This is a genomic window from Kribbella sp. NPDC051936 (assembly GCF_040680955.1).
Taxonomy (GTDB): Bacteria; Actinomycetota; Actinomycetes; order Propionibacteriales; family Kribbellaceae; genus Kribbella.
This window is the reverse complement of sequence record NZ_JBFAXS010000007.1, coordinates 348,625-374,540: the sequence shown is the minus strand read 5'-3', so window position 1 is coordinate 374,540 and position 25,916 is coordinate 348,625. Positions and strand designations below refer to the sequence as shown.

23 protein-coding genes, 2 tRNA genes and 2 pseudogenes are annotated in these 25,916 nt (G+C 69.3%); 12 read left to right on the top strand and 15 right to left on the bottom strand.

All coding sequences use genetic code 11. The features are described from left to right. The first annotated feature begins 61 nt into the window (after positions 1-61). Positions 62-1,000: a hypothetical protein gene (locus AB0L64_RS26170; protein ID WP_363714096.1), complete on the top strand. Its 939-nt coding sequence runs from the start codon at positions 62-64 to the stop codon at positions 998-1,000. 316 nt (positions 1,001-1,316) lie between these two features. After that, positions 1,317-1,631 (top strand): hypothetical protein, encoded by a 315-nt coding sequence (locus AB0L64_RS26165; RefSeq protein WP_363714094.1) that lies wholly within the window; start codon positions 1,317-1,319, stop codon positions 1,629-1,631. A 112-nt stretch (positions 1,632-1,743) separates the two neighbouring features. Here AB0L64_RS26165 and gvpJ read toward each other — a convergent pair. The 4 genes and pseudogenes from gvpJ to AB0L64_RS26145 form a co-directional block, all read right to left on the bottom strand. Then, positions 1,744-1,950 (bottom strand): annotated as a pseudogene (gvpJ, locus tag AB0L64_RS26160) (gas vesicle protein GvpJ); the annotation flags it as partial. Between the two features lie 705 nt (positions 1,951-2,655). Then, positions 2,656-3,165 carry a metalloregulator ArsR/SmtB family transcription factor gene (locus AB0L64_RS26155; RefSeq protein ID WP_363714092.1) on the bottom strand — a complete coding sequence of 170 codons (510 nt, stop codon included), beginning with the start codon at positions 3,163-3,165 and terminating at the stop codon, positions 2,656-2,658. A 326-nt stretch (positions 3,166-3,491) separates the two neighbouring features. Continuing rightward, positions 3,492-3,578, bottom strand: a pseudogene (locus AB0L64_RS26150) (antitermination regulator); the annotation flags it as partial. A 183-nt stretch (positions 3,579-3,761) separates the two neighbouring features. Next, positions 3,762-3,835: transfer RNA gene (locus AB0L64_RS26145), tRNA-Ile, on the bottom strand. 128 nt (positions 3,836-3,963) lie between these two features. Here AB0L64_RS26145 and AB0L64_RS26140 point away from each other — a divergent pair. Next, positions 3,964-4,101, top strand: a complete 138-nt coding sequence (locus AB0L64_RS26140) for a hypothetical protein (RefSeq protein WP_363714090.1) — start codon at positions 3,964-3,966, stop codon at positions 4,099-4,101. A 51-nt stretch (positions 4,102-4,152) separates the two neighbouring features. On the opposite strand, the gene AB0L64_RS26135 is transcribed toward AB0L64_RS26140, so the two are convergent. The 4 genes from AB0L64_RS26135 to AB0L64_RS26120 form a co-directional block, all read right to left on the bottom strand. Then, positions 4,153-4,734 carry a DUF4232 domain-containing protein gene (locus AB0L64_RS26135; RefSeq protein WP_363714088.1) on the bottom strand — a complete coding sequence of 194 codons (582 nt, stop codon included), beginning with the start codon at positions 4,732-4,734 and terminating at the stop codon, positions 4,153-4,155. 43 nt (positions 4,735-4,777) lie between these two features. Continuing rightward, positions 4,778-4,850: transfer RNA gene (locus AB0L64_RS26130), tRNA-Asn, on the bottom strand. Positions 4,851-4,943: 93 nt separating this feature from the next. Continuing rightward, positions 4,944-5,483, bottom strand: coding sequence for a hypothetical protein (locus AB0L64_RS26125; protein ID WP_363714086.1), 540 nt, complete (start codon positions 5,481-5,483; stop codon positions 4,944-4,946). Between the two features lie 33 nt (positions 5,484-5,516). After that, positions 5,517-6,401 (bottom strand): sigma-70 family RNA polymerase sigma factor, encoded by an 885-nt coding sequence (locus AB0L64_RS26120; RefSeq protein ID WP_363714084.1) that lies wholly within the window; start codon positions 6,399-6,401, stop codon positions 5,517-5,519. A gap of 224 nt (positions 6,402-6,625) precedes the next feature. Here AB0L64_RS26120 and AB0L64_RS26115 point away from each other — a divergent pair, with 224 nt between their 5' ends. After that, complete coding sequence (locus AB0L64_RS26115; protein WP_363714082.1) at positions 6,626-10,360, top strand: S8 family serine peptidase; 3,735 nt, start codon at positions 6,626-6,628, stop codon at positions 10,358-10,360. Positions 10,361-10,408: 48 nt separating this feature from the next. On the opposite strand, the gene AB0L64_RS26110 is transcribed toward AB0L64_RS26115, so the two are convergent. Continuing rightward, a complete protein-coding gene (locus tag AB0L64_RS26110) occupies positions 10,409-11,359 on the bottom strand; it encodes a helix-turn-helix domain-containing protein (RefSeq protein WP_363714080.1) in 951 nt (316 codons plus the stop codon). Between the two features lie 78 nt (positions 11,360-11,437). Continuing rightward, on the bottom strand, positions 11,438-12,943 hold the full coding sequence (locus tag AB0L64_RS26105) for an amidohydrolase family protein (RefSeq protein ID WP_363714078.1): 1,506 nt from the start codon (positions 12,941-12,943) through the stop codon (positions 11,438-11,440). Between the two features lie 71 nt (positions 12,944-13,014). Here AB0L64_RS26105 and AB0L64_RS26100 point away from each other — a divergent pair, with 71 nt between their 5' ends. From AB0L64_RS26100 to AB0L64_RS26090, 3 genes are read left to right on the top strand one after another with little or no spacing between them, the layout of a single operon-like run. Continuing rightward, positions 13,015-13,791 carry a uracil-DNA glycosylase family protein gene (locus tag AB0L64_RS26100; RefSeq protein WP_363714076.1) on the top strand — a complete coding sequence of 259 codons (777 nt, stop codon included), beginning with the start codon at positions 13,015-13,017 and terminating at the stop codon, positions 13,789-13,791. Positions 13,792-13,822: 31 nt separating this feature from the next. Then, a complete protein-coding gene (locus AB0L64_RS26095; protein ID WP_363714074.1) occupies positions 13,823-14,692 on the top strand; it encodes an exodeoxyribonuclease III in 870 nt (289 codons plus the stop codon). A gap of 1 nt (position 14,693) precedes the next feature. Beyond that, on the top strand, positions 14,694-15,821 hold the full coding sequence (locus AB0L64_RS26090) for a hypothetical protein (RefSeq protein ID WP_363714072.1): 1,128 nt from the start codon (positions 14,694-14,696) through the stop codon (positions 15,819-15,821). Here AB0L64_RS26090 and AB0L64_RS26085 read toward each other — a convergent pair. Further along, the gene (locus tag AB0L64_RS26085; RefSeq protein WP_363714070.1) at positions 15,814-16,314 is read right to left on the bottom strand and encodes a DUF664 domain-containing protein; all 501 of its coding nucleotides are present in this window, start codon (positions 16,312-16,314) and stop codon (positions 15,814-15,816) included. The genes AB0L64_RS26090 and AB0L64_RS26085 overlap by 8 nt on opposite strands. Before the next feature lie 51 nt (positions 16,315-16,365). On the opposite strand from AB0L64_RS26085, the gene AB0L64_RS26080 reads away from it, so the two are divergent. Further along, a complete protein-coding gene (locus tag AB0L64_RS26080; RefSeq protein ID WP_363714068.1) occupies positions 16,366-17,391 on the top strand; it encodes an aldo/keto reductase in 1,026 nt (341 codons plus the stop codon). On the opposite strand, the gene AB0L64_RS26075 is transcribed toward AB0L64_RS26080, so the two are convergent. Further along, a complete protein-coding gene (locus tag AB0L64_RS26075; RefSeq protein WP_363714066.1) occupies positions 17,388-17,969 on the bottom strand; it encodes a hypothetical protein in 582 nt (193 codons plus the stop codon). The two genes, AB0L64_RS26080 and AB0L64_RS26075, sit on opposite strands and share 4 nt — an antisense overlap. A 21-nt stretch (positions 17,970-17,990) precedes the next feature. On the opposite strand from AB0L64_RS26075, the gene AB0L64_RS26070 reads away from it, so the two are divergent. Then, entirely contained in the window at positions 17,991-18,734 is a 744-nt protein-coding gene (locus tag AB0L64_RS26070; protein ID WP_363714064.1) for a DUF5995 family protein, read from the top strand. On the opposite strand, the gene AB0L64_RS26065 is transcribed toward AB0L64_RS26070, so the two are convergent. Both AB0L64_RS26065 and AB0L64_RS26060 read right to left on the bottom strand, forming a co-directional pair. After that, on the bottom strand, positions 18,731-19,435 hold the full coding sequence (locus AB0L64_RS26065; protein ID WP_359932471.1) for a M50 family metallopeptidase: 705 nt from the start codon (positions 19,433-19,435) through the stop codon (positions 18,731-18,733). The genes AB0L64_RS26070 and AB0L64_RS26065 overlap by 4 nt on opposite strands. A 31-nt stretch (positions 19,436-19,466) precedes the next feature. After that, a complete protein-coding gene (locus AB0L64_RS26060; RefSeq protein WP_363714061.1) occupies positions 19,467-20,642 on the bottom strand; it encodes a hypothetical protein in 1,176 nt (391 codons plus the stop codon). A gap of 127 nt (positions 20,643-20,769) precedes the next feature. Between AB0L64_RS26060 and AB0L64_RS26055 the strand changes: the two genes are divergently transcribed. From AB0L64_RS26055 to AB0L64_RS26045, 3 genes are all read left to right on the top strand, one after another. Then, positions 20,770-22,845, top strand: a complete 2,076-nt coding sequence (locus tag AB0L64_RS26055) for a S41 family peptidase (RefSeq protein WP_363714059.1) — start codon at positions 20,770-20,772, stop codon at positions 22,843-22,845. Between the two features lie 119 nt (positions 22,846-22,964). After that, positions 22,965-24,179, top strand: a complete 1,215-nt coding sequence (locus tag AB0L64_RS26050; RefSeq protein ID WP_363714057.1) for an aconitase X catalytic domain-containing protein — start codon at positions 22,965-22,967, stop codon at positions 24,177-24,179. After that, positions 24,176-24,580, top strand: coding sequence for a DUF126 domain-containing protein (locus AB0L64_RS26045; RefSeq protein ID WP_363714055.1), 405 nt, complete (start codon positions 24,176-24,178; stop codon positions 24,578-24,580). Before AB0L64_RS26050 ends, AB0L64_RS26045 begins: the two co-directional genes overlap by 4 nt. Here the strand turns inward: AB0L64_RS26045 and AB0L64_RS26040 are convergent. After that, a complete protein-coding gene (locus AB0L64_RS26040) occupies positions 24,533-25,738 on the bottom strand; it encodes an MFS transporter (protein WP_363714053.1) in 1,206 nt (401 codons plus the stop codon). The two genes, AB0L64_RS26045 and AB0L64_RS26040, sit on opposite strands and share 48 nt — an antisense overlap. Between the last annotated feature and the right edge of the window lie 178 nt (positions 25,739-25,916).

The window sequence follows — 25,916 nt, the reverse complement described above, 5'->3', positions numbered from 1 at the left end:
ATCACAGTGGGCAGGACTGCTACTGCGACCTGAAGGGCTGGGTGGGGGAGCGATGGGCAATATGTCGAAACGACTCGGGCCGGCGGGGCGGATGACGGCCGCCGCCGTGCTGGTAACAGGGCTGCTGGCAGCGGCTCCGGGCGGTGCGGCGGCCGGCGGCGCGACCGCCACCGCGGCCTGCAAAGTCGAGCCGGGGTCGGTGACCGCCGCCGGCGATCACACTCACCGGGTGATCACGGCCGGTTCACCGCCGACGGTGCAGGAGAAACCCCGGTACACCAACCTCTTTCCTGAGGGCCTGCCGAGGCTGAGCACCGTGTTCTTCAACGACCCCGACGTCCCCGGTCTCGGCGGTGCGTACGCCGGTCACGTGGTGATCGGCTCCGGGCTGTACGACAGCACCTACTTCCTCACCGAGTCCGGTGAGGTCGACCGGACACAGGCGCACAACTTCCGCGTCGGCGGCGGCTGGGGTGACGCCACCTTCCTCGAGACGAGCTACCCGCACGACACGAACCCCTGGGCCTTGGTCAACCACTACGCGCTGCGATCCAACGGCACACTCACCCGCTGGGACAGCAAGGGCGGGTTCGGCTGGACCAACCCGCAGTCCGCGCCCGGCTTCTCGGCCGTCAAGACGATGGCGCTCATCAGCCAGACCGCGACGTACGACACCTTCCTGGCCACCACCCGCGGCGGTGCCCTCTACACCATCCGGCTCCCTCTGACCTCGCCGATGAAGCCGGTCGTGAAGATGGTCCGCAGCTCCACCTGGCAGGCCTTCGACGCGCTGATCGCCGAGAAGTGCGGCCAGTACGGCACCCTGCTCCTCGGCATCGACAAGGACACCCGATCCGGCTACCTGTACGCCATCGGCCACGCGAACGGCCCCACCACAGTCATCCAAGGCCTGGGCAAGGTCCCGGCCACCTTCGCCGACCCGACCTACTTCCGCCACACAGCCGAACCCGGCACCGCCCCACTCCTCTTCGGAGAGTGACCCGCACACCCCCGCCTGTCGGCTGGTCACCGACCCTCGGACTGGGCTGGACCGTACCGGCAGCATCACCCAGCGTGTCCCACCGCCCTGCCAACCACCCGCCGCGGATGACGCGGTCACGAAGCATGGTTGCGACTGTGAAGTGACCCGTCTGAGCTGACGGGCTGCTGGACCTGACGTCTGTCTTCGGCCTGTGCGTGGGGCAGGCCACAGCCACGGTCATTGGCGGTCTGATGAACTCGCGGACGATCCCGCCCGGCAGTCGTTGGCTGTGGTTCGGATGATCGGATTTCGATGGCGAAGGATGTGACCGACGATGGCTGAGGGCAACCACCTCGTGCTGGTGGCGGCGTATCAGGACGACCACCTCGCCCAGCAGGAGTTCGACGCTTTGGCCGGTCTGGCCAAGGCGAAGGCAATCAGCACCGATGGGATGATTCTGGTTGCCAAGGACGCCGACGGAGCCGTCCGACTGTCTGACACAGGCGACCAAGCTGAAGAGTGGCCTGGAAGACACGTTGGGGGCTGCTCTGGCCGCCGGTTCGGCCGTGGTGATCGCAAGCCACAACCACGCAAGGAGGATGACCGCGGCGGGCGTCGCCGGTCTCGTCTCAGTCAAACAGAGATTTGACTGCTTTGTGGGCCAGACCTCGCGACGCGGCCTCGACGCCGCTCTTGGCAGTCTCGGCCAGGATTTCCGGAAGGCCTGTGCCGCCCTTGTCGTAAAGCTCGAGGCGGTTCGTGGCTTCGGCGAAGTGCAGGTAGGTGTCGACACTCGCGATCACGATGCGTGCGTCGATGGTGAGCAGTTCGATACCGACCACAGACACCCGGACGTAGGCGTCGATGACGACTCCTTTGTCGAGGATGCTGTCGATCACGTCCGCGAGGCTGCTCGGCGCGGGACGTTCGAGGTAGCCGCCGGAGCGGCGTGGACCTGAGGCCGAGATGGTCAATGGTCTGCCCTTCCGTCAACGTGCAGCTATGCATCTGCGCGAGCGTCGGTACCCGTCTCCTCGCGGCGCATTCGGCGCATCATGCGGCGAGCATGTTGAGTTCTTGACGGAGGCCCCGCATGGGGGTCTCGATGCCGCATCGGGCGACACGAGAAGCAGGGCCTCCGCGACGAACGGGCAGTCCCCATCCACCCAAGTCGAACTGAGAGACCTCAAGTACCCGCTCCAAAACACTCGCAGCATGGGCGCTGAGTGGGAGATGTGAGAGCCCTGCACAGCAGGGCTCTGCGGGGATCTTGCCTGCCACGCGAAAGGTCGGCTGAGGGGTTTGCGTGGGTTCGGAGGCGGTCGGAGACTGGCCAGAAGGGCGCAGCCTCGCGCTACACGCCGGGCTGTCGCGACGCCTGGGTGAAGGTGAATTCTGTCGGGCTCGTGGTGTTCGACGAGCTCACCCATTGGACAGGCGACCAGGTCAGCCATGGTTCGCCTGGAGCTCGACTGTGAGCGACCCCTGTCGGACACGCTGCGGACGGCAATTTCCGGTCCCGCCAGAAGGGCGACACCGCTCGAGCTACCGCAGGCGGTGTCCGTGCGCACCGGAGGCCAGTCGAAACGCGACGATCGAGAACCGCTCGCTGCGTCACATCCCCCACGAAGATGGAAACGTCCCTTGCGTTGCTCCCGGACGCTACGGCGGCGCTATCCGATGGTCGTTGCCAGCTCCTGATAGGCAGGGGCGAGCTCGTCCCACCGCGGCTTGGTGTCGCCAGGCTCGCGTCCGGCGAGGTAGGTGGCCAGATTTTCGGCGTGGATCTGCCACCCGGCCCCGTAGGGGGCAATCTTGGCCAAGGGCATGCCGTGGATCTCGATGACCAGGGTGGTCTTGCCTCCGTCGGTGGCCAGCGTTGCTTCGGTGGTCTGGTCGAAGGGCGCCACGCCACCACCCTGCTGCCAGGACTCGTCGGTTTCCCTGGTCACCACTTGCAGACGCCGCGGGGGTTCGCACACCTCCACCCAGATGCGCTGCTGCGCCTGCTGGCGAACCTCGACCAGACCCGCCTCACGCAGCACCCGAAGATGCCGGGATACGCCTGGCCGGGCAATCGGCAGCAAGGTCGCCAGCTCGCCCGCGGTCGCTTCCCCGTTGGCCAACGCCTCTAGCACGGTGCGTCGGCTCTCGTCCGCGAGTGCCCGCAAAATTGCCTCCACCTGATTTAATGTATCGAGATGGTTACGTAACTGTTAAGTTACATAAGCTTGGATCATCCCATCACGCGCCCGGCAGTTAGGCACGAGCCAACGCACGCATTTGACCCGATCCGGCACGGCGCGAGGTCCGGGGGCCTACCTGCCGTCGGCCCCGGTTGGCAGGACGGGCGGCCGGTCACGCGTCAGTTTCCGGATGATCGGCGACGATCGGAGCGGTCCCCGGCGCTGGTGGTTTGAACGCCGGGGCCTGGAAGCTCCGGACCCCGGGCTCCGTCAACTCCCGTACGAGCTCGGTTCCCCCGCTCGGCGCGCTGAATCATTCGGCCGGGAAGTTGGCGGGTCTCGATCAGTTGCTGCACCACGTCGCGCGGCTTGGTGTTGGTGTCTTGGGAGTATCGCCGCAGGACCGCGAAGTGCGACCGCTTCTTCGTCGGGACCGAATGCGTCCGGTTCTGCTCGTGCACGCTCAACTCCATCAGCATGAGTCGAGTGTCAAGAAACAACCGAAGCCACCGTCAAGCATCTACCGGAGCGACGTAAAGCAAGAGCCCGAGCCAACCTGTCAAGGATGACCCGGACTCACGCATGGTACGGAGTAGGGCGGACGGGACTCGAACCCGTGACCCAGGGATTATGAGTCCCCTGCTCTAACCAGCTGAGCTACCGCCCCGTGTGCGGCAGATCGTATCTGGTGGGTGGGGGTGGGGTGTGAAACCAGGGGTGGGTCAGGGGTTTGACTGAGGGGTGGGTGGGGTGGACCGGGCATGATGGAGCCAGGTCCGGACGAAGGGAACACCGATGGGCTGGCTCATTTTCCTGGTGCTCGTGGTGGGCGCGATCGCGGCGTACAAGTACCGCGTGCCGTTGCTCGCGAAGATTACCGGTCAACCGCAGCACCGTATCCAGCGGGCGATCGACCGGAAGAAGGGGAAGTAGCACTTCCTCGTGGAGCTTGGGGTCAGTTGGCGAATTTCAGGCACCAGGCGGTCAGGGTGAGTTTGGCTGTGGTGCCAGGTCGATGGTGAGCGGTCGGGTGGTTGGGCGGTCGCCAGCCAGTGGGGCGATGGCGAGGTAGGTGCCTGGGGCTATGGTCTCGGCCACTTCGACCGTGTTGGACCAGGAGATGGCGGCCAGGGCGGATTCGCCTTTCTTGAGGCGGATCAGGGTTGGGCCGGGGTCTCTTGCCATGTACGACGTGCCGTGGGTGATCGTGACGTTCATCGTTCGGCGGCGGGCGTCGAGGACGGCGACCTGCGGGTAGCCGTTGAGGATCAGGGGCTTGCTTCGGCAGTTCGTCAGTTTGAGTACGACGGCTCGGTGGCCGAGCGCGGGCTCGACCGGGCCGACGGTGATCGAGGCGCCTGATGCCGGGCAGGTGGGTGGGGGAGGAGTGGGTGTTGGTCTGTGCGCCACGCTCGGCGCCGGCGTGCTTACGGACGGGGGTCCTCCGCCAGCTGTTGTTGCGGTTTCGGTGCCGCATCCGGCTGACATCAGCAGCCCGCAGGCCAGCGCCGCCCATCCCCACCGCTTCATGCGCTGAACCTTGTCATCGAGAGGGCCGAGTGACATGAGAAAGCCGGGCTCCTCAAGTGGAGGCCCGGCTGGGTTGTTGCTCCCGCGACTGGACTCGAACCAGTAACCTGCCGGTTAACAGCCGGCTGCTCTGCCAATTGAGCTACGCGGGATCGGGGTGGTGCTTCGTCCTCGATCCCCGAGGACCTGAGTAGGTTAGCAGGCGGGCGGCGAACTACAAAAACGGGATTCTGGACGCTGCCGGGTCAGATTCCGAACTCGTCGCGGACCTGCCGGAGGGCCGCCTCGGCGGCGTCGACGACGCCGGGCTGGGTGGGCTCCAATCCCTTGTCCAGAACGATGTTCCAGGTGACGGCGGCGTCGGTGGCGGCCGGGTTGCGGCGGCCGACGATGCGTACGCCGCGCTTGCCGGCGAGCGGGACGTGGCGCTGAACGACGATGCTCGCGTCCACGCGCTCGCGGAGCAGCTGGCCGAAGCGGCCCGGGTCGTCGACCTTGAGCTCGGTGGCGCGCAGCGGGGTGCCGAAGTCGGTGGTCTCGTAGACGTGCAGCACCGAGGCCTCGGAGTCCCAGTTGGCGCGCTCGATCTTCTCCCACCCGACCCGGCGGGCCGCGTCCGCGGAGTCGGACGGCAGGTAGACGGCCGCGCGGGTGCCGGCCACCCAGCGGCCGGTGGTCAGTTGGACGGCGGCGAGGACGTCTTCCTTCCTGCCGGTCGACTCGCGGGCGGTGGCCGACACGGCTTCGCCCAGCTCGCGCGGCCAGGGGGTACGCAGGAGTCTCACACCCACATCATTCCAGTCGCGCCAAGGTGTCGGTCAGGCGACGTAGTCACGGAGCTGAGGCAGCGCCCGGCGCCGGAGTTGCCGGAGCGCTTCACGCTCGAGCGCGCGGACCTTCGCCGTGTTCAGACCCAGCTGCGACGCGATCTCCTCGGGTGTGGACGGGATGTGACCGTGCAGCCCGTACCGCCGGTGGAGCACGGTCTGGTGCAGGTCGCCGAGGAACTGCAGGTGGTGGGCGAGGTCGCGGCGGAGCGCGGCGCGCAGCACGATCGGGTCGTCGTCGATCACCGGGTCCGTGTCGTCGAGGTCGAGGGTCTCGGGTTGCGTCCGCCACGCCTGCGCCCGCTCGATCCGGGCGATGCTCAGGCCGGTCGCTCGCGCGAGCTCCGGCGCCCCTGGGTCGCGGCCCAGCTCCTGGGTCAGCTCCTGGCGCGCGGACGCCACCCGGGACGCGTCCGCGTACGCCTGGGCCGGCATCCGGACCAGGCGGGAACGGTCCGAGATCGCGCGGCCGATCGACTGGCGGATCCACCAGATCGCGTACGTCGAGAAGCGGTGGCCGCGGCGGTGGTCGAACCGCTCGACCGCGCGCATCAGCCCGATGTTGCCCTCCTGGATCAGGTCGAGCAGCGAGATGCCCTTCCCGCCGTACCGCCTGGCGAGCGAGACGACCAGGCGCAGGTTGCCCTCGATCATCCGGCGCCACGAGTGCTGCCCGAGCGCGACGACCTGGCGCAGGTCGCCCGGGTCGTGCCGGCCCGGATCGCCGCTCAGCCGGTCCGCCGCCAGCACACCGGCCTCGATCCAGTACGAGTGCTCGTTCACCTCCTCCAAGGTCAGTAGCTCGTGCTGCCCGATGTCGCGCAGGTACGCCACCAGCGCCGTCACGTCCGCCGGTTCACAGTCCAGATCTCCCATCCCGTCCCCTTCGCCGCCGATCTCCTTGCCCAAGAGAGTGCCGCGTTTCACCCTCCCGCGGACCGATGACTTCGAGTATGTGGATAACTACGCCGAGTAGTGGCAACTCGGCGGCGACCTGACATGTCGGGTGATCGCCAGGCGGATCCGTAGCGGCACTCCGGCCGCCTTGACGAGGCTGTGCGGCACCGGAACGGAATCCGGAAGAAGGAGGGCCACCCCCCATGGCAACCAGAAGATCGATGCTGCTCGGCGTCGCGCTCACCGCCACCCTCGTGGTGCCCGGCAGCGCGATCGCCTCCGCCGAGCCGCCGGCACCCCCGGCCGCGGCGACACCCACAGCCGCGGTGACGCCCAAGGCTGCGGTCACCCCACAGGCAGGCAGCGCGTCCCAGCAGCCCGCGACCAAGGTCACCTTGGTCACCGGTGACGTCGTCACCGTGACGAAGACGGCCGGCAAGCCGTCGGTCGCGGTCACCCCGCACGCCGGATCCGCGGCCAGCTTCCGCAGCTACGCCGTCGGCGACGACGTGTACGTCATCCCGCCCGAGGCGGAGCCGCTGATCGCGTCCGGAAAGCTCGACCAGAAGCTGTTCAACGTCACCGGCCTGATCGCCCAGGGGTACGACGACGCGCACAGCGGCGCCATCCCGCTGATCGTCAAGTACTCCGGCAAGATCAAGACCCCGTCCGGCACGAAGATCAAGCGCAGCCTGCCCAGCATCCGCGGCGCCGCCGTCACCGCGGACAAGGCGAAGACGGCCACGTTCTGGGACTCGGTCGACGACGCCGGGCCGCGGCTGTCCGGGGGCCTCGACCACATCTGGCTGGACAGCAAGATGCATGCCCTGCTGGACAAGAGCGTGCCGCAGATCGGCGCCCCGGACGCTTGGCAGGCCGGGTACGACGGCACCGGCGTCAAGGTCGCGATCCTGGACACCGGCGTCGACCTGAACCACCCGGACCTGACCGGCAAGGTGGTCGCCAGCCAGAGCTTCGTACCGGGCGAGTCGGTCCAGGACGGGCATGGTCACGGCACCCACGTCGCGTCCACGGTCGCGGGCAGCGGTGCCGCGTCGGGCGGCAAGTACCGCGGTGTCGCGCCGGGCGCGGAGCTGGTGATCGGCAAGGTGCTGTCCGACGCGGGCTCCGGCGCCCAGTCGGACATCCTGGCCGGGATGGACTGGGCCGCGCACTCCGGTGCCAAGGTCGTCTCGATGAGCCTGGGTGGATCAGCAGGGCCGAGGGATGAGGACCCGCTGGTTGCCGCCGTCGACACGCTCACCGCGCAGACCGGCGTCCTGTTCACGATCGCCGCGGGTAACTCGGGTCCGGCGGACTCGACCGTCGGTTCGCCCGGCAACGCGGCCTCGGCCCTGACGGTCGGCGCTGTCGACCAGAACGACGCGGTCACGTACTTCTCCAGCCGCGGCCCGCTCGCCGAAGGCGCCCTGAAGCCCGAGATCACCGCCCCCGGCTCGGCGATCGTCGCCGCCCGTGCGGCCGGTACCACCATGGGCACTCCGGTGGACGCCAACTACACCACGGCCAGCGGTACGTCGATGGCGACGCCGCACGTCGCCGGCGCGGCCGCGATCCTCGCCGAGGAGCACCCGGACTGGACCCCCGCCCAGCTGAAGAACCAGCTGGTCAGTACAGCGAAGACCACCGCCGAGACGTCGGTCTACCTGCAGGGCGCCGGCCGCGTCGACGTGAGCCGTGCCTTCCGTCAGCAGGTGTCCGGGTCGGGTGTCGTCGACTTCGGGATGCGGCCGTTCGGCTCGACCGCGCCGGTCGTCAAGCAGCTCACCTACACCAACAACGGCGACGAGCCGATCACCCTGTCGCTGGCGCAGAAAGCAGCCGGTACCGCGGTCCCGGCCGGGACCTTCCAGCTCGGCGCGGACTCGGTGACGGTTCCCGCCCACGGCACCGCCGACGTACCGGTCACACTGACCGGCGGCACCATGGCCACCGGCTCGTACGGCGAACACGTCGTCGCAACGTCAGCCGACGGCAAGGCTGTTGTCACGACGGCCATCGGGTTCGTGCAGGACGTGGAGCGGTTCGACGTCACGATCTCGGTGAAGGACCGGGACACGACGCCGGCCCCCGCGGCGTACGGCATGGTCTACGTGTTCGACCTCAAGAACCCCAAGCCGGCCGACATGTACTACTTCCTGGGCACCGCGGGCACCATGACGCTCAGCCTGCCGCGGGGTGAGTACGCCTTCGAGTCGTCCACCTACCGGTTCACGCCTGACTACGGGCAGGTCCGCCAGGCCGTGTACGGCGCGGAGTCCGGCATAGTGCTCGACGCAGACCGCACGGTCACGTTCGACGGCACCAAGGCGCAGCAGGTACGTCTCCAGACGCCGCTGCCCAGCCAGACCAGCCAGGTCCGCATGAGCGTGTCCTTGATGAGCGACAACACCAAGCTGCGGTACGAGCTGCAGTCGGACGCCCCCGGCTACACGAAGTTGTGGGCGATCCCGTCCACCGGCAAGAAGGAGCTCATCGAGCACAGGCTGCAGTTCTCGGCCAGCGCCCCAGAGCTGAGCACTCAGGTCGTCGGCCGGAACTCCTTCGCGATCACGCCGGAATACATCGACGGCTGGGCCGGTTCTGCCCGGATCAACGGCACCAAACAGCTCCACGTCGTCGACGCGGGCACCGGCCGGCCGGAGGACCTCACCGGCTCGGCGGTCCGTGGAGCCGTGGCGCTGGTGAAGCGGAGTGACGCAGTCAGCATCAGCCAGGTCATCGCGAACGCGGCTACCGCAGGTGCGGCCGTAGTGATCGTCTACAACGACGCACCGGGTGACTGGGGTACCGCGATCTACCGGAAGGACCCGACCGCGATTCCCGCGCTCTCGCTGTCCAACGAGCAGGGCGTCAAGCTGGCTGCCAGCCGCGACGCCATGCTGCTGTTCCGCGGTACAGCAGTGCCGCCGTACAGCTACGAGGTCCTGAAGACCCAGGTGGGCATCGCAGCGAACCAGCAGTACAGGGCCGATCCGAGCGAACTGGCGACGGTCGACAGCAGCTTCCACGCGTCGACGCCGGCGCTGGGCGGCTATGCGCGGTACCTGATCTCGGACAAGCAGACGTTCGTCGTGATGATGCTGAAGCGGTCGGCGATGCCGCGCAAGACGACCGAGTACGTCACTGGCGGCGTACGGACCTGGGAGTTGGTGTCGGCGGCCGGTGTCTGGGAGCCGATGGGCGGGTCGTACCAGACCATGCCGACCGTTCTGCAGGCCGGCCGGACGACCAGCCGGGCCTGGAACAAGGCCGTGGTCCGCTCCGCGATCACGCCGAACCACCCGGACGGCGCCGTCCGCATCGGTGACCTCGGCGGCACGGACATCGCGCCGCTCCTGGACACGGGGACCGGACAGTGGTTCACGCTCCCGAGCAACCTGGACAAGTCGGTGACCACGGTCTACCGGGACGGCCAGCTGCTCGGCTCGGCGCCGTCGAGCACGGTGGCGTTCCCGATGGTGCCGCAGCCGGCGACGTACAAGCTCGTCCTCGACGTCACCAAGAACCAGCCGTGGTGGACGACATCGACCAAGGCCAGCACCGCCTGGACGTTCCGGTCGGAGCACAGCGACCGGAGTCTGCTGCCTGTCATGTCGATCGACTACGACCTGGACGTCGCGCTCGACAACACGGTGCAGGCAGGGCGGGCGGCCACCCTCGGCCTCGGCTTCCGGTACCCGAAGGGGCTGGCTGCTCCGAAGCTGCGGGACGTCACGCTGTCGGCCTCGTACGACGACGGCGCGACCTGGACCCAGGTCCCGGTGACCACGACCGACGCCGCGAGCGCCAAGGGCGTCCTGATGAGCCCCGCGCTGCGCAACACCAACGGGTTCGTCACGCTGCGGGTCCAGGCCACGGACGTCGACGGCACCGCCGTTGAGCAGACCGTGACCCGGGCCTACCGGCTGCGCTGACCTCACGGGGTGCCCTTGCTCGTAAAACGAGTGGGGGCACCCCCGCGGTCACGGCGCGATCAGTCCGGAGCGGGCGGCGTACCAGGCCAGCTGCATGCGGCTGTCGGTGCCGGACAGCTCCATCAGCCGCTTGATCCGGCGCTGCACCGTCCGCTCGCTGGTGCCGAGCTTGCCGGCGGCCGACTTGTCCGGCATCCCGGACAGCAGGTACGTGAGTAGCTTGATGTCGAAGTCGTCCCACGCCGGACCGCCTTCGACGAGGTTGGCGGCGCTCAGCCGTAGCGGTGTCGCCAGCTGCCAGACCCGCTCGAACAGGTCCACCAGCAGCCGGACCAGGGACTGCCCGCGCACCAGCAGGAACCCCGGCTCGATCCCTGCCTGGTCCGGCAGCATCGGCAGCAGCACGATCGTCCGGTCCATGATGATCATCTTGCTCGGCAGCTCGTTGACGATCCGGATCTGGTAGCCGCCGTCCAGGAATCGTCCGATCTCCGCCGGCGTCCGCGGGTCGTCGAGCGCGGCCCGCTCGTACACGTACCGGTACGACGGGACGTCCGTCGTGACCTCGAGATCGCCGTCCAGCACGTACGGCGGGCGGAAGAACGCGAGTAGCTCGTGCTTCGCGCCGCGCTCGATGTTGTCCACCCACGTCGCCAGCTCCTCCGGCGTGGTGAGCGCCTCGACCTCGCTCATCGTCGACGCCGCGCCGGTGCGGTACACGTCGACGAGTTCGGACAGCCGTCGTTGCACCAGCTGCAGCGTGCTCTGATGCTGGACGACGAGCGTTCCGAGCCCGACGTCCGGCGGTACGGCGTTGTACAGGCCGGACTCGTCGCCGGTGACGAGTCCGAGCTCGGCCAGCCGGGTCAGCGCGGCGGTCACGCGCTCGCACGGCAGTTGCGCGGCGGAGCCGAGGTCGGCGGCCGTGGCCCGGCGCCGACGCAGCAGCTCCACGTAGACGGCTTCCTCCTGCTGACCGATACCCAGCCCCTGCAGCATCCTCGCCCCACCCTCCCGCGCGCACGGAATTCCTGGCGGGACGCTACCCCGAACCGGCGAGTGATCCGACCTCTTGTCTCATGTATAGGCGCGCAGACCGCTGAGCAGGCCCCCGTGGAACGGGTTGGCGTCGACCGCGTCGAACCAGTCCGGGCCGGTGGTCAGCGGCTCCAGCGGCGGAATGCTGACCGCCTCCGGGGGACCGGCGCGGTTGAATTCGTCGCCGACCTCGGGAGCCGGCATGTCCGGCAACAGCACGAACGAGTCGGCAAAGCCGGTCCCGTCAGCCCCGTCAGCGGCGAGCGCGGCGAACGTGATGGCGGCGCGCGCAGATGCTCCGGCTGGATCGCTGCGGATCTTCTCCAGGTCGGCGACGACGGTCTTCCACGTCACGGCCGGGTCGCCGTAGTCGATCATGCGGGACAGCCGTCCGACCCGGATCGGCGTCGCCGCCGGAGCGAGCGGAGTCATCAGTGACCGGAGGCCGTAGCGGGCGCGGCCGCCCACGACGACCAGTCTGATGTCCGGCTCGGTCGCCTCGATGAGGCTGCGGTACGTGCCGCCGGCGGAGCGCCGTACGACGACCAGGTCGGCGAGCGCGCCGCGTTCGACCCGGCCGATCGGACGCGGCCACACGCCGGACAACGCGTCGCCGGGATTCGACGTGACCATCCGGACCAGTTCCTCGTCGGTGAAGACCGAGTGTTTCTTGTTCCACAGGTCGGCGACCTTCAACTCCCACAGGACATTCCGCGTCCCGGACGGACCCCAGTCCGACCCCAGGCACAATCGCACGCCGGTTGAGTGCGCAGTTTTCACGTCCGCCGTTGCCCCGTACAACCACAGGTTCGAGAACGGCGACCACACCAGACTCGAATTCCCGGCCTTCATCGCGGCGAAGTCGTCGGCATTCAGCGCAGCCCCGTGAATCGCGACCAGTTGCGGTTTCACCACGCCGACATCGGCCAGCAGCCGGAACTCCGAGCGCAGTTTCGGATCCGATCCCTCCGCCGAATGCGCGATGAATCCGCGGCCGGCCGCCACCGCGGCGGCGTACGGCGCCAGGGCTTCGGCGCTGTCGGCAACCAGTGTGCTGACCCGGATGAAGTCGTCGTGGGTGCCCAGTTTCTCGGAGTCGATGTTGCGGATCAGGTCGTTGTCCGGCGGTACGGCGCCGCGCGGGTTGCCCTGGATCGACGTCGTACCGCCGACGATCGCCCGCGTCTCGACGTACCGCAGCAGCGCCCGGCCCGCGGTGGCGCCGAGCAACCTGGCCGGCTGGCTGATCCGAGCGCTGTACGTCGGCGCGCGGCCCCACTGGTTGTGCGAGGTCCACGGAACGGTGCGCGAGGGCTCCGTCCACAACGGCAGGCTGTTGTACATCAAGTGATTGTGCAGATCGATCAAACCGGGGCAGATCAATCCGCCCGCGGTGATCCGCGGCGCATTCTCGAAACCGGCGGGCTCCGGGTCCGACGGCGTCACCGCCGCGATCAGCCCGTCGTCGCCGACGTACACCGCGCCGCCGGAAAGAACCGCTCCGTCCGGTCGCATCGTCACCACGGTTCCACGCAGTACGAACATCGCCCACCCTCCCGTAGAATTCCCCGTGCCGCCCCTGATCATGAGCGTATCGCCGAGGGGGAGGTTGTTCGATGGGGGAATTCGATCCGGGCCCGCCGGCCACGGTGGCGCGGCACCTGGCGAAACTGCCGAGCTACGCCGATTTCCGGGAATTGTTCTGGTACGACTGGGGGACCGTCTTCTACCGCGGCCGGCTGAACCGCACGGCCCGGCTGCTCGCGATCGCGTCCGATCCCGGGCCGACCGAACGGATCGCCTGCCGCACGCTGGTCGGCGACGCCGGGCAACGCGTGCAGGGCTTCCTGCACAAGCTCGGCCTGACCCGCAGCTACGCGCTGGTCAACGCGTACGCGTACGCGCTCCGGCCGTCCCGTGCCCAGCAGGCGGCGCCACTGCTGTCCAGGCCCGATCAGCTCGGCTGGCGGAACACGTTGCTGGACCTGATCATCGGCCCGCAACTGCAGGCGATCGTCGCGTTCGGCACCCAGGCCCGCGCGGCCGTGCAGCTCTGGGACGACAAGCCGGACGTGCCGGTGTTCGAGGTGCCGCACCCGTCGAGCCGCAACGCCAAGGCTCTCGTCGACAGTTGGCGTGCGGCCGTCACGGACCTGCGGGTGATCGTGACCCCGGACCCGGACGGCGACAACGGTGTCCCCAACTACGGCCCGAAGTTCACTGAGTCGGACTACTCGCCGATCCCGCCGGGGGACCTGCCGTTCGGCGTACCGCCGTGGCTGGGCGACGATGCCTGGGGACGCAAGGACAAGCCGCGCCACAACAACAGCGTCGAACGTCCCGGGACCGACCTGCTGAACACTCTCGTCTGGAGGGCGCCCAAGCTCGGCTGACGTTGTCCCCGGCGGGCGCTACCTTGGTCGGATGCGAGTCGCCACGTGGAATGTGAACTCGGTCAAGCAGCGGATGCCGCGGCTGCTGGACTGGCTCGACGAGCGGCAGCCCGATGTCGTGTGCCTGCAGGAGACCAAGCTCGCGGACGACGCGTTCACGAAACTGCTCGGTGACGAGCTGACCGGTCGCGGCTACGAGACCGGCCTGTACGGCGAGCTGCAGTGGAACGGTGTCGCTCTGCTGTCCAAGGTCGGCCTCGAAGACGTGGTGACCGGCGTCGCCGGCGCGCCCGGCTTCCCGAACCCCGAGGCCCGCGCGATCGCGGCGACGTGCGGCGGTGTCCGCATCCATTCGCTCTACGTTCCCAACGGCCGCGTGGTCGACTCCGACCATTATCAGTACAAACTCGCCTGGTTGGCGGCCCTGACCGAGGTCGTCGCCGGCGGACCGGCCGATCAGATCGTCTGCGGCGACATGAACATCGCGCCGACCGACGCCGACGTGTTCGACCCGGCGGCGTACGTCGGTGAGACGCACGTGACGCCGCCCGAGCGGCAGGCGCTCGCGGAGCTGATGGCTGCGAAGGACCTGCACGACGTGGTCCGCGACCGGTGGCCGGACAACCGCATCTTCAGCTACTGGGACTACCGCGCCGGCATGTTCCACCAGGACCTCGGCATGCGGATCGACCTGATGCTGGCCACCGTGCCGGTCGCGGAGCGGGTCAAGGCCGCATGGATCGACCGCAAGGCACGCAAGGGCACCGGCCCGAGCGACCACGCCCCGGTGATCGTCGACCTGGACACCGCGCCGGACGGCGACATCGGCCCGGTCGTGCCACCGCCGTCCGCACCGCGGACCGGCCGGAAGCAGACCACCAAGCTCCCGCAGAGCCGCTGACATGCGGCGCCTCGCTGCGGTCGCGATCCTGGCCGGAGTGCTGATGGCAGCGGCAGCCGCCTGCAAGGACGAGAAGTCCGCGTCGCCGCCGCCGTTGGCATGGTCGAAGGTGGCCGTGGGCCAGGCGGAGCCCGTCGTCCTGGCCGCACATGGCAGCGAGCTGCTGGTGGGTCTGCGGCATCGCGGAGCAAAGGTCGTGCCCGAAGCGCAGATCCTTCGGAACGGCCGGTGGACGCCGATCGCGGTGCGGCCGAACGCGGCCAGTCCGTATGCGTTCGAGGCGATCTGGTACTCGATCGCGTACGACGGCAAGCAACTCCTCGCCCTCGGCGGAGCGTCCGGCGGTGCGCACTCCAACACCCGCTGGACGGTCTGGACCGGCACACCGCAGACCGGGCTGGTCGAGCACCCGCAGAACTTCTGGACGTTCGGCGGACAGACCGCCGGCGACCTGTTCAGCGCCGTCCTCACCCCGAGCGGCGGCGCCCTGCTCGGCACCTGGGGCGGAGTCGAGACCGGCAACGACGCGATGGTCTGGCTGCCGCAACCGGACGGCAAGTGGACGCGGCAGGACCCGACGAAGACGGCGCTGCAGAGCACGTCGTCGCTGCTGGTCGGCCCCGGCTTCGGTACGACGCTCGGCGACAGCATCGTGCTCGTCGGCTCGCAGGTCCGGCTCGCGCCCAACACCGTCGCGCAGGAGGCCGCCGTGTGGCGGTCCACCAAGTTCAACCAGGGTTGGACCCGGATCGCGCTGCCCGAGCCCGGCAGCCGCAGCCAGGCCAACACCGCGACCTGCGCGAAGGACTGCGTCATCTCCGGGTACGTCGACGGCAAGCTCGCGATCTGGCAGCTGGACGCGTCCGGAACCGCGAAGCGGCTGCAGGGCGTGCCGTCGGTGCCGGTGGGGGACAAGGACAAGTTGCCGCCGCCGATCGTCGACGGCGACAAGATCGTCCAAGTCGTTGCTCAGGACAACAAAGTGAAGGTGCTCACCGGTCACGGCGGGGAGTGGACCGTCCAGGACACGCAGGGCCCGGAGGGTCCGGTGACCGATGCCGTGCTGATGCCGGACCACAAGCTCTACCTGATCGCCGGCACATCGCTGTGGCAGACCACCCTTAGCTGAGCAGACCCTTCACATAAGCCGCCTGACCGGAGTGCTGCGCGCAGTCGTCGATGACGCTGACCAGTCGCACGCCGAGCGTGACCGGTGGGTTCCACCGGCGGTCGACGATCCGGTCCAGACCCTCGTCGGTCACGGTGCGCAGGAACTCCGCGGTCCGCACGTGCACGGCGTCGTAGTACCCGAGCAACTGGTCCGCCGACAGCTTCACCAGCCCGACCTGCTCGGAGCTGTGCCCATACCCGGTGTCGGCCGCGTCGAACGGCAGTCCGAGCCGCTCGAACCACCCGTCGGCGGTGTAGACCTGCCCATACCCACCCGCGTCCGCCAGGTGGTCGTCCTGCACCCGGGTGAGATGCCAGACCAGCCAGGCGATCGAGTTCGCCGAGTCACCCGGCCGCGTCGCGAGCGTCTTGTCGTCGAGCCCGCCCACGACGTCGTGCAGCACCTCCTGCACCCGGCTGTGTGCGTCGAGGAGTAGTTCACTTGTCTTCATACCCGCCACCGTAGTCTTCGCTTCAGACAGTTCCGATGAGAGGGAGCAACCGTGGAATATCGCACTCTCGGCAGCAGTGGCGCCGTCGTCTCGACGTATGCGCTCGGCACCATGACGTTCGGCAACGAGACCGACGAGGCCGGGGTGCACGCGCAGCTGGACCGGTACGTCGAGGCGGGCGGCAACTTCGTCGACACCGCCGACGTCTACAACGCGGGGGTCTCCGAGGAGATCATCGGCCGCTGGCTGGCGAACAAGAGCGGTGACGTCGTGCTCGCGACGAAGGGCAGGTTCCCGACGGGCGACGGGCCGAACGACGTCGGCACGTCCCGCCGGCACCTCCGCGAGGCGCTGGAGGCGTCCCTGCGCAGACTCGGTGTCGACCACGTCGACCTGTACCAGCTGCACGCGTGGGACCCGATCACCCCGCTCGACGAGACGCTCAGCTTCCTCGAGGACGCCGTCCGCGCGGGCAAGATCTCGTACGGCGGTCTGTCGAACTTCACCGGATGGCAGCTGCAGAAGGCGTGCGACCTGATCGCGCACCGCGGCTGGTCGCGGCTCGTCACGCTGCAGCCGCAGTACAACCTGCTGGTCCGCGAGATCGAATGGGAGATCGTGCCGGCCGCGCAGGAGAACGGGCTGGGCCTGCTGCCGTGGTCGCCGCTCGGCGGTGGCTGGCTGACTGGGAAGTACTCGTTCGACGAGGAGCCGGCCGGTGCGACCCGGCTCGGCGAGAACCCGGACCGCGGCGTCGAGTCCTGGTACCGGCGCAGCCGCAACCAGCGGGTCCGTGACGTGGTCGACGCGGTCCGTGAGATCGCCGGCAAGCGCGGGATCTCGATGGCGCAGGTCGCCCTCGCCTGGCTGGTCGACCGGCCCGCGGTCACGTCGGTGATCCTCGGCGCCCGCACACTGGACCAGCTCGACGACAACCTCGCCGCCGCGGACCTGCACCTGACCGCGGAGGAGACCGCGACACTCGACGAGGCCAGCGACCCGGGCGCGGCGGACTACCCGTACGGCGGGCCCGGCGTCGCACAGCGCGACCGCCCGATCAGCGGCGGACGCGGCTAGCGCTCGACGGCGGCTCGAAGCGCGGAGTACGAGGCAACCAGCGCCCGCCGCTCGCTCGCGAGCAGCGGGTCGTCGCGATGACGCCCGGCCCGGACCCACTGATCCGACAGGCCCATCGCCTCGACCCGCTTCCGCGCTGCGTGCCGCACGGTGTCGCGCTCGACGCAGAACACGTAGGCGTACAGCTCGGCGAGGGCGTCCACGATCTGCTCCCGGGTGACGTTCTCGTCGTGCTGGTGTGCGCGATGCACGCGCCACCACTCGACCTCCAGGCGCGCGGCCTCGACCGGCTCCAGCGACAGCGTGCCGGACAGGGCAACGAGTTCGTAGAAGCGGCGCATGTACGCGCGGGCCGCGTCCGGCTGGTTGTCCGGGTACGGCGACCACACCTGGTTGGCGCGCAGTACATACCAGGCTGCGGCGAGTGTCCGGTGCGGTCGCATGCCGAACCCGGCGGCGACCATGCCGACCGCGGCCACCAGGAACCGGCCCCACTCGTGCCGGTAGTACGCGGCCCAGGCGTCCGTCTCGCGGTTGCCGACCACCACCGGGTCGAAGGACAGTGGACTGGTGCGCATGTTCCCCCCTGAGGACATCCGATGACCGATGCTAGTCCGATCGCCGACGTCGTGGCGCGGATGCGGCAGCGGCTCGACGCGTTGCCGGCCGACCTGGCCGCTCGGCGGCACTTCCTCGGAACGTACCTGCGGACGACCCAGGCGGTGGGCCGGGCGATCGACCAGGCGCGGTTCGAGGATCCCGAGTGGGTCGAGATCTGGGACGTGCGGTTCGCCGAGCTGTACCTGCAGGCACACGACGCAGACCTGGCCACCGGGGCCGCCGGCGTGCCGCGACCCTGGCGTCTGGCGTTCGACGCACCGCCTGACCTGCCGGCGCTCGGGCATGTGCTGCTCGGCATCAACGCACATGTGAACTACGACTTGCCGCAGGCGTTGCTCGCGGTGATCAGCGACGACGATTTCCTGGATCGGCGGCTGATGGCGCGACGCCGGAGGGATCACGAGCGGATCGACGCCGTACTCGCGGAACGTGTCGCGGCCGAGGACGGTGAGCTCGCGGCGACCGGTCCGCGGAGTCTGCTCGACCGCGTCCTCACACCGCTCAACCGCCTCGCGTCACAACGTTTCCTGCGCGAGTCCCGGCAGAAGGTCTGGCACAACACGGTCGAGCTGCAGCAGGCGCATGTCAATGGAGGCTACGAGAAGCGGCTGGGCGAGCTGGAGGTACTGAGTGCGGCGAAGGTCGCCGATCTGCTCAGGCCGGGACAGGTGCTCCTCCGGTTGGCAGTGACTGGCTTCGGCGTCACGCTCCCGCCGCCCTAGCTCGGCAGAACGCCGGACCACATCACGCCGAGCGCCAGACAGGCGAGCGTGACCAGCCCGAACACCCCGACCCACATCAAGGCCGGTACGCCGGTCAGCCGCCGCAGCTGATCCGCGTCGGAGCTGCGCCCCTGACCGCGTCGGCGGGAGTGCTGCAACTCCAGTACGGCGCGCGGCGCGGCCAGCAGCAGGAACCACGTGAGCAGGTGCGCGAACGCGGACTGCACGGACGGCGAGCCCCACCACGACACGCTGAACACCACGGCGCCGAACACCAGCACCGACCACAGCCCGAACAGGTTGCGGATCTGGAGCAGCAGGATCACCAGCGCAGCCAGCAGCCCCCACAGCAGTGCGACGGCGTACCCGCGGCTGAGGACGAACGCCGCGGCGAGGCCGAACAGCGCGGGACCCGGGTAGCCGGCCAGCAGTACGGCGATCATGCCGCCGCCGGTCGGTTTGCCCCGCGAGACCGTGACGCCGGACGTGTCCGAGTGCAGGCGGATCCCGGAGAGCTTGCGGCCGACCAGCGCGGCGATCAGACCGTGCGCACCCTCGTGCGCGATCGTGACGACCTGCCGGGTGTACTTCCAGATCGGGCGCCATGCGATCAGCAGCAGAGCGACGACGCCCGTACCGATGACCAGTCGCAGTGACGGCTCCGGCTGAACCGACGTGATGTTGTCCCAGAACTCCTTCACTCGCCCATCCTTACAGGCAGGTGGTCGACTGCTAGGGGAAGGGGACGTGCACCGTCACGCGTTCGCGGAGTTGCTCGCTGATCAGCCACAGCTCGCCGGTGGCCGGCCAGTACGAGAGGTTCTCGGTGTTCTTCGGCGCCTTGGTCCAGACCGTTGTCGTGTCCCCGCCGACGCCGCGATGCAGGCAGCTCGGGTAGTCGACCCCGTCCCCGATGTTGCCGGCGTACTCCGGGCACACGCCCGTGATCACAAAGTTGTTGTCGTACGACGTCGCGCCCTGCATGCCCCACACCGGCGAGTTGAACGCCTCCACCGCGTGCACGACGCCGTCCGATCCGGCCCGCGGCAGCCCGGCCGCCTCGTCGAGCGGCCAGCGCACGATCCGCCCGCCGCCGCGCTCGGTGTGCTCCACCGCCACGAACGAGCCGCTCCCGGCGTGATCGATGCCGAGCGAGGCGAAGCACGGCTTCGTCCCGATCGAGTTCGCGCAACCGCCGCCGGCGTACCAGTAGGCGCCGACCTGCGGCAGGGCGAACGCGTGCCACCGCGCGTGGTACTTGCCGTCGGCCCCTAACCCGACCTCGCCGGTGCTGGTGTCCGTCCGCCAGATGTGCCGCAGGTCGAAGACGCGCAGCACCGATCCGCCGGTCGCCACGACGAGCATGTTCCCGGACCAGAACAGCCCGTGCCCGTGCCCGGCGATCGCCTGGAAGTTCCCGTCCGCCGTCGGCTCGACCAGCAGCACATGCCGGTACTTCAGCGTCGCCAGATCCAGGAACGACACCCGGATCGCCGTGTCGTCGCTGTTGTGCCAGGTCGCGACCACGACCCGGCGCGCGCCGCCGGCCGGTTGCGCGTCGCCCGACCCGCTCACGCCCTGCGGGATCCACACGTTCTCGTCGTCGTCCTCGCCGTCCTGCCAGCAGAAGCCCTGCGGGTTGAGCGACGCGTTCAGGTACGTCGAATGGCACAACGGCCGGCCGGTGCGATTGGACGCGGCGAGCACCTCGGCGACGCCGACCGGTGCGAGCTGCGGCTTGGTCTCCAGTTGCGCGACGCGGGCGCCGTACGTCGCGAACGTGTCGCCGGAGACGAGCTGGAATCCGCTCGCGTCGATGCGTGGGAACGTCGCCGCCGCGTGCGCCGGCGCCGGGACGAGAACGCCGATCAGGAGGGCGGCCGTCAAGAACAAACGGCTGATCCGCATGTCTTCGATAATGATTGACAAGTCGCGGACTGTCCTGGCGCACGGCGTGGCGTTGACATCGCCTGGTGCGCGGACCACGGTGGAAGGATCGCGGCCCTGGGGAGGTGCCGCCGCACTTGGGGGGACCATGTCTCAACCACGCACGATCAAAGCCACACCGAAGAAGACAGCCGCCAAGCGGACGCCCGCACGCCGCCGCGCCGCCACCAAGACCACGCCGACGAAGACCACGTCCGCGAAGAGCACGTCGGCGAAGGGCACGGCCGGGGAGGTGAAAACCTCGGCCGGCAAGGGCGCTGCGGCGAAGCCGGCCGCGGCCGCCGCCGTGCCGCTCGCCACCTTCCTCGGCTCCGCGGGCAGTCTGACGCTCGAGCAGCGCAGACTGCTGGTGGATCAGGCGCTTCTGCTGCTGAGCGAGAACTACGTCCACCTGCCGCTGAAGGTCGCGATGCACGCCGTGAACCCGTTGCAGCGGCTGCGCGTGCTGCGCGCCCGGATGGCGCGGCAGACGCCGGCGACGATGGGGGAGGAGTGGCTGTTCCATCGCGAGATGTCGAGCGTCTTCCACTCGGTCCGTGACCTGCACACCAACTACCTGCTGCCGGTCCCGTTCGCCGGGAAGGTCGCGTTTCTGCCGTTCATGATCGAGAAGTGCTACGACGCGGCGGGCGCCGAGCACTACCTGATCACCCGGACCGTCACTGGTTACCAGGCGCCGCAGTTCGGCCCCGGCGCCGAGGTCACGCACTGGAACGGTACGCCGATCGCGCGCGCCGTCGCGCTCAACGGCGCTGTCTTCGCGGGGAGCAACGACGCCGCCAACCTCGCCCGTGGACTGGAGTCGCTGACCCTGCGGCCGCTCGTCATCCAGGCGCCGCCGGACGAGGACTGGGTGCGGCTGACCTACATCGGCCTCGACGGTTCGGACCAGGAGCTGCGCGAGGAGTGGAAGGTCGCCACCAACCTGCCGCCGATGACCGACCTGGACGCGATCAGCGAGGTGTCGGCGTCGATGGGTCTCGACCTCGACTCCGACGAGAAGTCCCGCGCGAAGAAGGCGCTGTACGTCCGCGAGGTGGTCGAGCTCGAACGCGGCCGGAGCTCGGCCGAACTGGCCGCCCCGAAGGCGGTCGCCGGCGCGGATCTGCCGACCACGATGCCCGGTGTGTTCCGGGCCCGCGAGGTGGTCACGCCGTCCGGCACCTTCGGGCACCTGCGGATCTTCACGTTCAGCGTGCAGGATCCGGTGGCGTTCCGCGACGAGTTCGTCCGGCTGGCCGCGGCGCTCCCGCAGAACGGCCTGATCGTGGACGTCCGGGACAACGGCGGCGGGCACATCTTCGCCAGCGAGTTCACCCTGCAGACGATGACGCCGCGGCGGATCGCGCCGGAGCCGGTGCAGTTCGTCAGCTCGCCGCTGAACCTGCGGATCTGCCGCCGGCACAAGGACAACCCGGCCGGGATCGACCTCGGTCCGTGGTTCGAGTCGCTCGACCTGGCGATCGAGACCGGCGCGCAGTTCTCGGCGGCGAGCCCGATCACGCCCGAGAGCGGCGCGAACGACATCGGGCAGACCTACCTCGGGCCGGTCGTGCTGATCACCGACGCCCGGGTCTACTCGGCCACCGACATCTTCGCGGCCGGGTTCGCCGACCACGAGATCGGCACCATCCTCGGCGTCGACGACAACACCGGCGCCGGCGGCGCGAACGTCTGGACGCACGGCCTGCTCGCCACGCTGCTGAACGAACCGCCGCCGCCCGACGAGACGTCGCCGTACGTCGCGCTGCCGAACGGCGCGAACCTGCGGGTCGCGATCCGGCGCACCCTGCGGGTCGGCAAGCTCGCCGGAACGCCGGTCGAGGACCTCGGCGTCAAGCCGCAGGAGACCCACCGGATGACCCGGGCCGACCTGCTCGAGGGCAACGTCGACCTGCTGAACCGGGCCGGTGAGCTGCTCGCCGCGCAGCCGGTGCGCCGGCTGGACCTGGAGACCTCGTTCAGCGGGACCACGCTCACCGTCGCGATCGATGCCCAGGGCATCGACCGGGTCGACCTGTACGTCGACGACCGGCCGATCAGCTCCGAGGACCTGACCGGCCCGGTGAGCATCGACATCCTCGAGGTGACGTCCGGCCAGCTGCTCCGCGCGGACGGCTACGACGCCGGCAAGCTCGTCGCATCCCGCCGACGGACCGTCTAGGGGGCGGACGCCCACCACTCACCAACCTCGCGCCAACGGCGCGTCGCCCGCCTGGACGAGCGTGGCACAGCGCACTTCAGGCGGGTTGGTGAGTGGTGGGCGTCCGCTAGGTTCGACGTATGCCGACTCTCCGCCTGACCGCCGAGGAAGAAGCGATGCTCGGCGGCCGGGACGGGGAGGGTGTCGCGCTCGCGATGCGGGTGCTCGTCGGGCAGGCGCGGATCTCGGACGCGCCGCGGCTGGTCGCGATCACCTCGGCGCACGTCGACTCCTGCCTGTACCACGGCCAGGTCAGCCTGGACTTCGCGCAGCGCCTCGTCGAGCTGGGCGCACGGGTACGCGTGCCGACCACGCTGAACGTCGGCTCGACGGACCTCATCCACCCGGAGCTGGTCCGCGACCAGGCGCTGGCGTCGGCCGGGCGGGAGCTGATGGCAGCGTACGCCGAGCTCGGGTGTACGCCGACGTTCACCTGCGCGCCGTACCAGCTCCCCGGCCGGCCCGGGCTCGGGGAACACGTCGCGTGGGCGGAGTCGAACGCGATCGTGTTCGCGAACTCGGTGCTCGGCGCGCGCACGGACCGGTACGGCGACTTCCTGGACATCTGCGCGGCGATCACCGGCCGCGCGCCGTACGCCGGGTTGCAGACCCCCGAGGCGCGACGGGGCACCGTGGTGTTCGACTGCCGCCCGCTGGGTGAGTTCACCGAGTTGACCTATCCGCTGCTGGGGCACCACATCGGATCGACGGTCGGAGCCGGAATCCCTGTGCTGGTAGGGATTCCGGCGACTGTGCGTGAGGACGACCTGAAGGCGCTCGGTGCGGCGGCCGCGTCGGCCGGGGGAGTCGCGTTGTTCCACGCCGTCGGGATCACGCCCGAGGCGCCGTCGTCGGTCGACGGCCTGCCCGTGCGTGTGGTCGACGTGGAGACACTGCGGCGGGTCCGGCGGGAGTTGTCGGCGGACATCGCGGACCTGGACGCGGTGAGCGTGGGTACGCCGCACGCGTCGTACGCCGAGTGCGTCCGCCTTGCCGGCCTCGTCGTCGGGCCGCCGTTGACATTGCCGTTGTACCTGTCGACCGCCCGCGCGACCCGAGACCGGCTGGCCGAGGACGGCGTACTGCAGGTGCTCGAGGCCGCGGGCGTGACCGTCGTCGTGGACACCTGCACGTACGTCACCGCGATCCTGTCGCCCGGCTGGAAGAACGTGATGACGAACTCGGGCAAGTGGGCGCACTATGCGCCCGGCAACATCAACGTCTCCGCGATCCTCGGCTCGCTCGCGGAATGCGTGGCCTCGGCGCGCGCCGGACGGGTGATGCTCGACGCATGATCGTGCACGGCCGAACCCTCCACCCCGGTAGCGCGACGGGTCTGCCGATCCGCCTCACCGCACCGCTGTCCTTCTGGGGCGGCACGGACGACCAGGGCCGCATCGTCGACGCCCATCACCCGCAGTGCGGCGCCGTCCTCACCGGCCGGATCCTGCTGATGGAATCCGGCCGCGGCTCCAGCTCCGCGTCGAGCGTGCTGGCCGAGCAGATCCGCGCTCGGACGGCGCCCGCCGCGATCGTCCTGGCTCGCGCGGACACGATCATCCCGCTCGGCGCACTCGTCGCCGCCGAGTTGTACCACCTCGACCTGCCCGTCGTCGTCGCGCCGTACGACGCCGTTCCCGACGACGTCCTAGTGCGGGTGTCCGCCACCTCGGGCCAGGCTGCGATCTCGTGGTGATCCCATCAGTACGGCGGTGGCGGCGAACAGGACCGCGCACGCGGTGAGCGCGAGGGGGAGCGTGGTGAGCCGGGCGATCGCGGAGACGGCGACCCCGCAGACGATCTCGCCTAGGTACTCGAGCTGGGCCAGGAACGAATGCGTGGTCGCGCGGATGTCCGCGGTCGTGCGGGCGTTGACCCAGATCGTGCTGATCACGCGGGTGAGCGGCGTGACGATGCCGTTCAGCAGGACGACGGCGGCCGCGCCGGAGACCGGATCGCGGGCGAACGCGAACAGCAGCATCGCGACCACCCCGACGAGTGCGGCGAGGGCGTAGTCGGTTGCGGCGTGCTCGCCGTTGATCCTTCGGGTGACCAGTCGGAGGACGACGGCGCCGACGACCAGACCGAGGACGCCGAGAGCGGTGAGCCAGACGATCGGGTCCGGCCGGATCGGCAGGCCCAGCGCGAGAAGCTGCTTCTGGGTGAGGCGGCCGGCGGCGTCCGAGGCGCCGTTCACGAGGAACGTGGCCGCGAAGATCAGCAGGAGCGCCTGGCTGCGCCGGACCAGCGTGACGCCACGGCGGAACGTGCCCCAGGACGCCGACCACCGGGCGCTCCGGGTCGGGACGAAGTTGTGCTCGGTGAAGCGGACCGCGACATACAGGGCGAGCGACGTCATCGCGACGCCGGCGATCACGATCGTCAGGTCGCGCCGGGTCGCCCAGGCGAGCGCACCGAGCAGGACCAGCCCGGTCGCGGCGCCGGTCAACTGGGCGCGCGCGGCGCGGGTCAGGAGGAGGTTGATCTCCTCGGGCCGGTCCAGCTCGTCGGTGACGAGTGCGACGTCCGAGCCACTCGCGAACGTCCACGACACGCCCCACAGAACCTGCGTCGCGAGCAGCGCCGGGAACGACTCGGACAAGCCCGTCGCGAGCATCGCCGTACCCATCAGCACCTGGGAGATCACCAGAGACCACCTGCGGCTGATCGTGTCGGCGAACACGCCGGCCGGAACTTCGAGGACGAGCGCGAACGCACTCTGCACGGACCCGATCAGCACCAGTTGAGCGGGGGAGAGCCCGGCGTCGACGACCAGATAGACGCCGGTGACCAGCCACCACCCGTTGTGCAGCACCGCCCGCATCCAGGTCCACCGGACGAAGACGTCAACCACGCGCCGATCTTTTCGCGGGCAGTCCGCCGGCCGCCAACGGATTTCTCTGGAGGTGTGAGTTGGTTCATATTGTTCGCAACTATCAGGAGTTTGCGATAATTTGAAATGGTGCCGGGGATCACAGTGGAAAACGAATGACCGTTCTTGATTTGCGCGTGGACTCGGGCGCAGGGTGGAA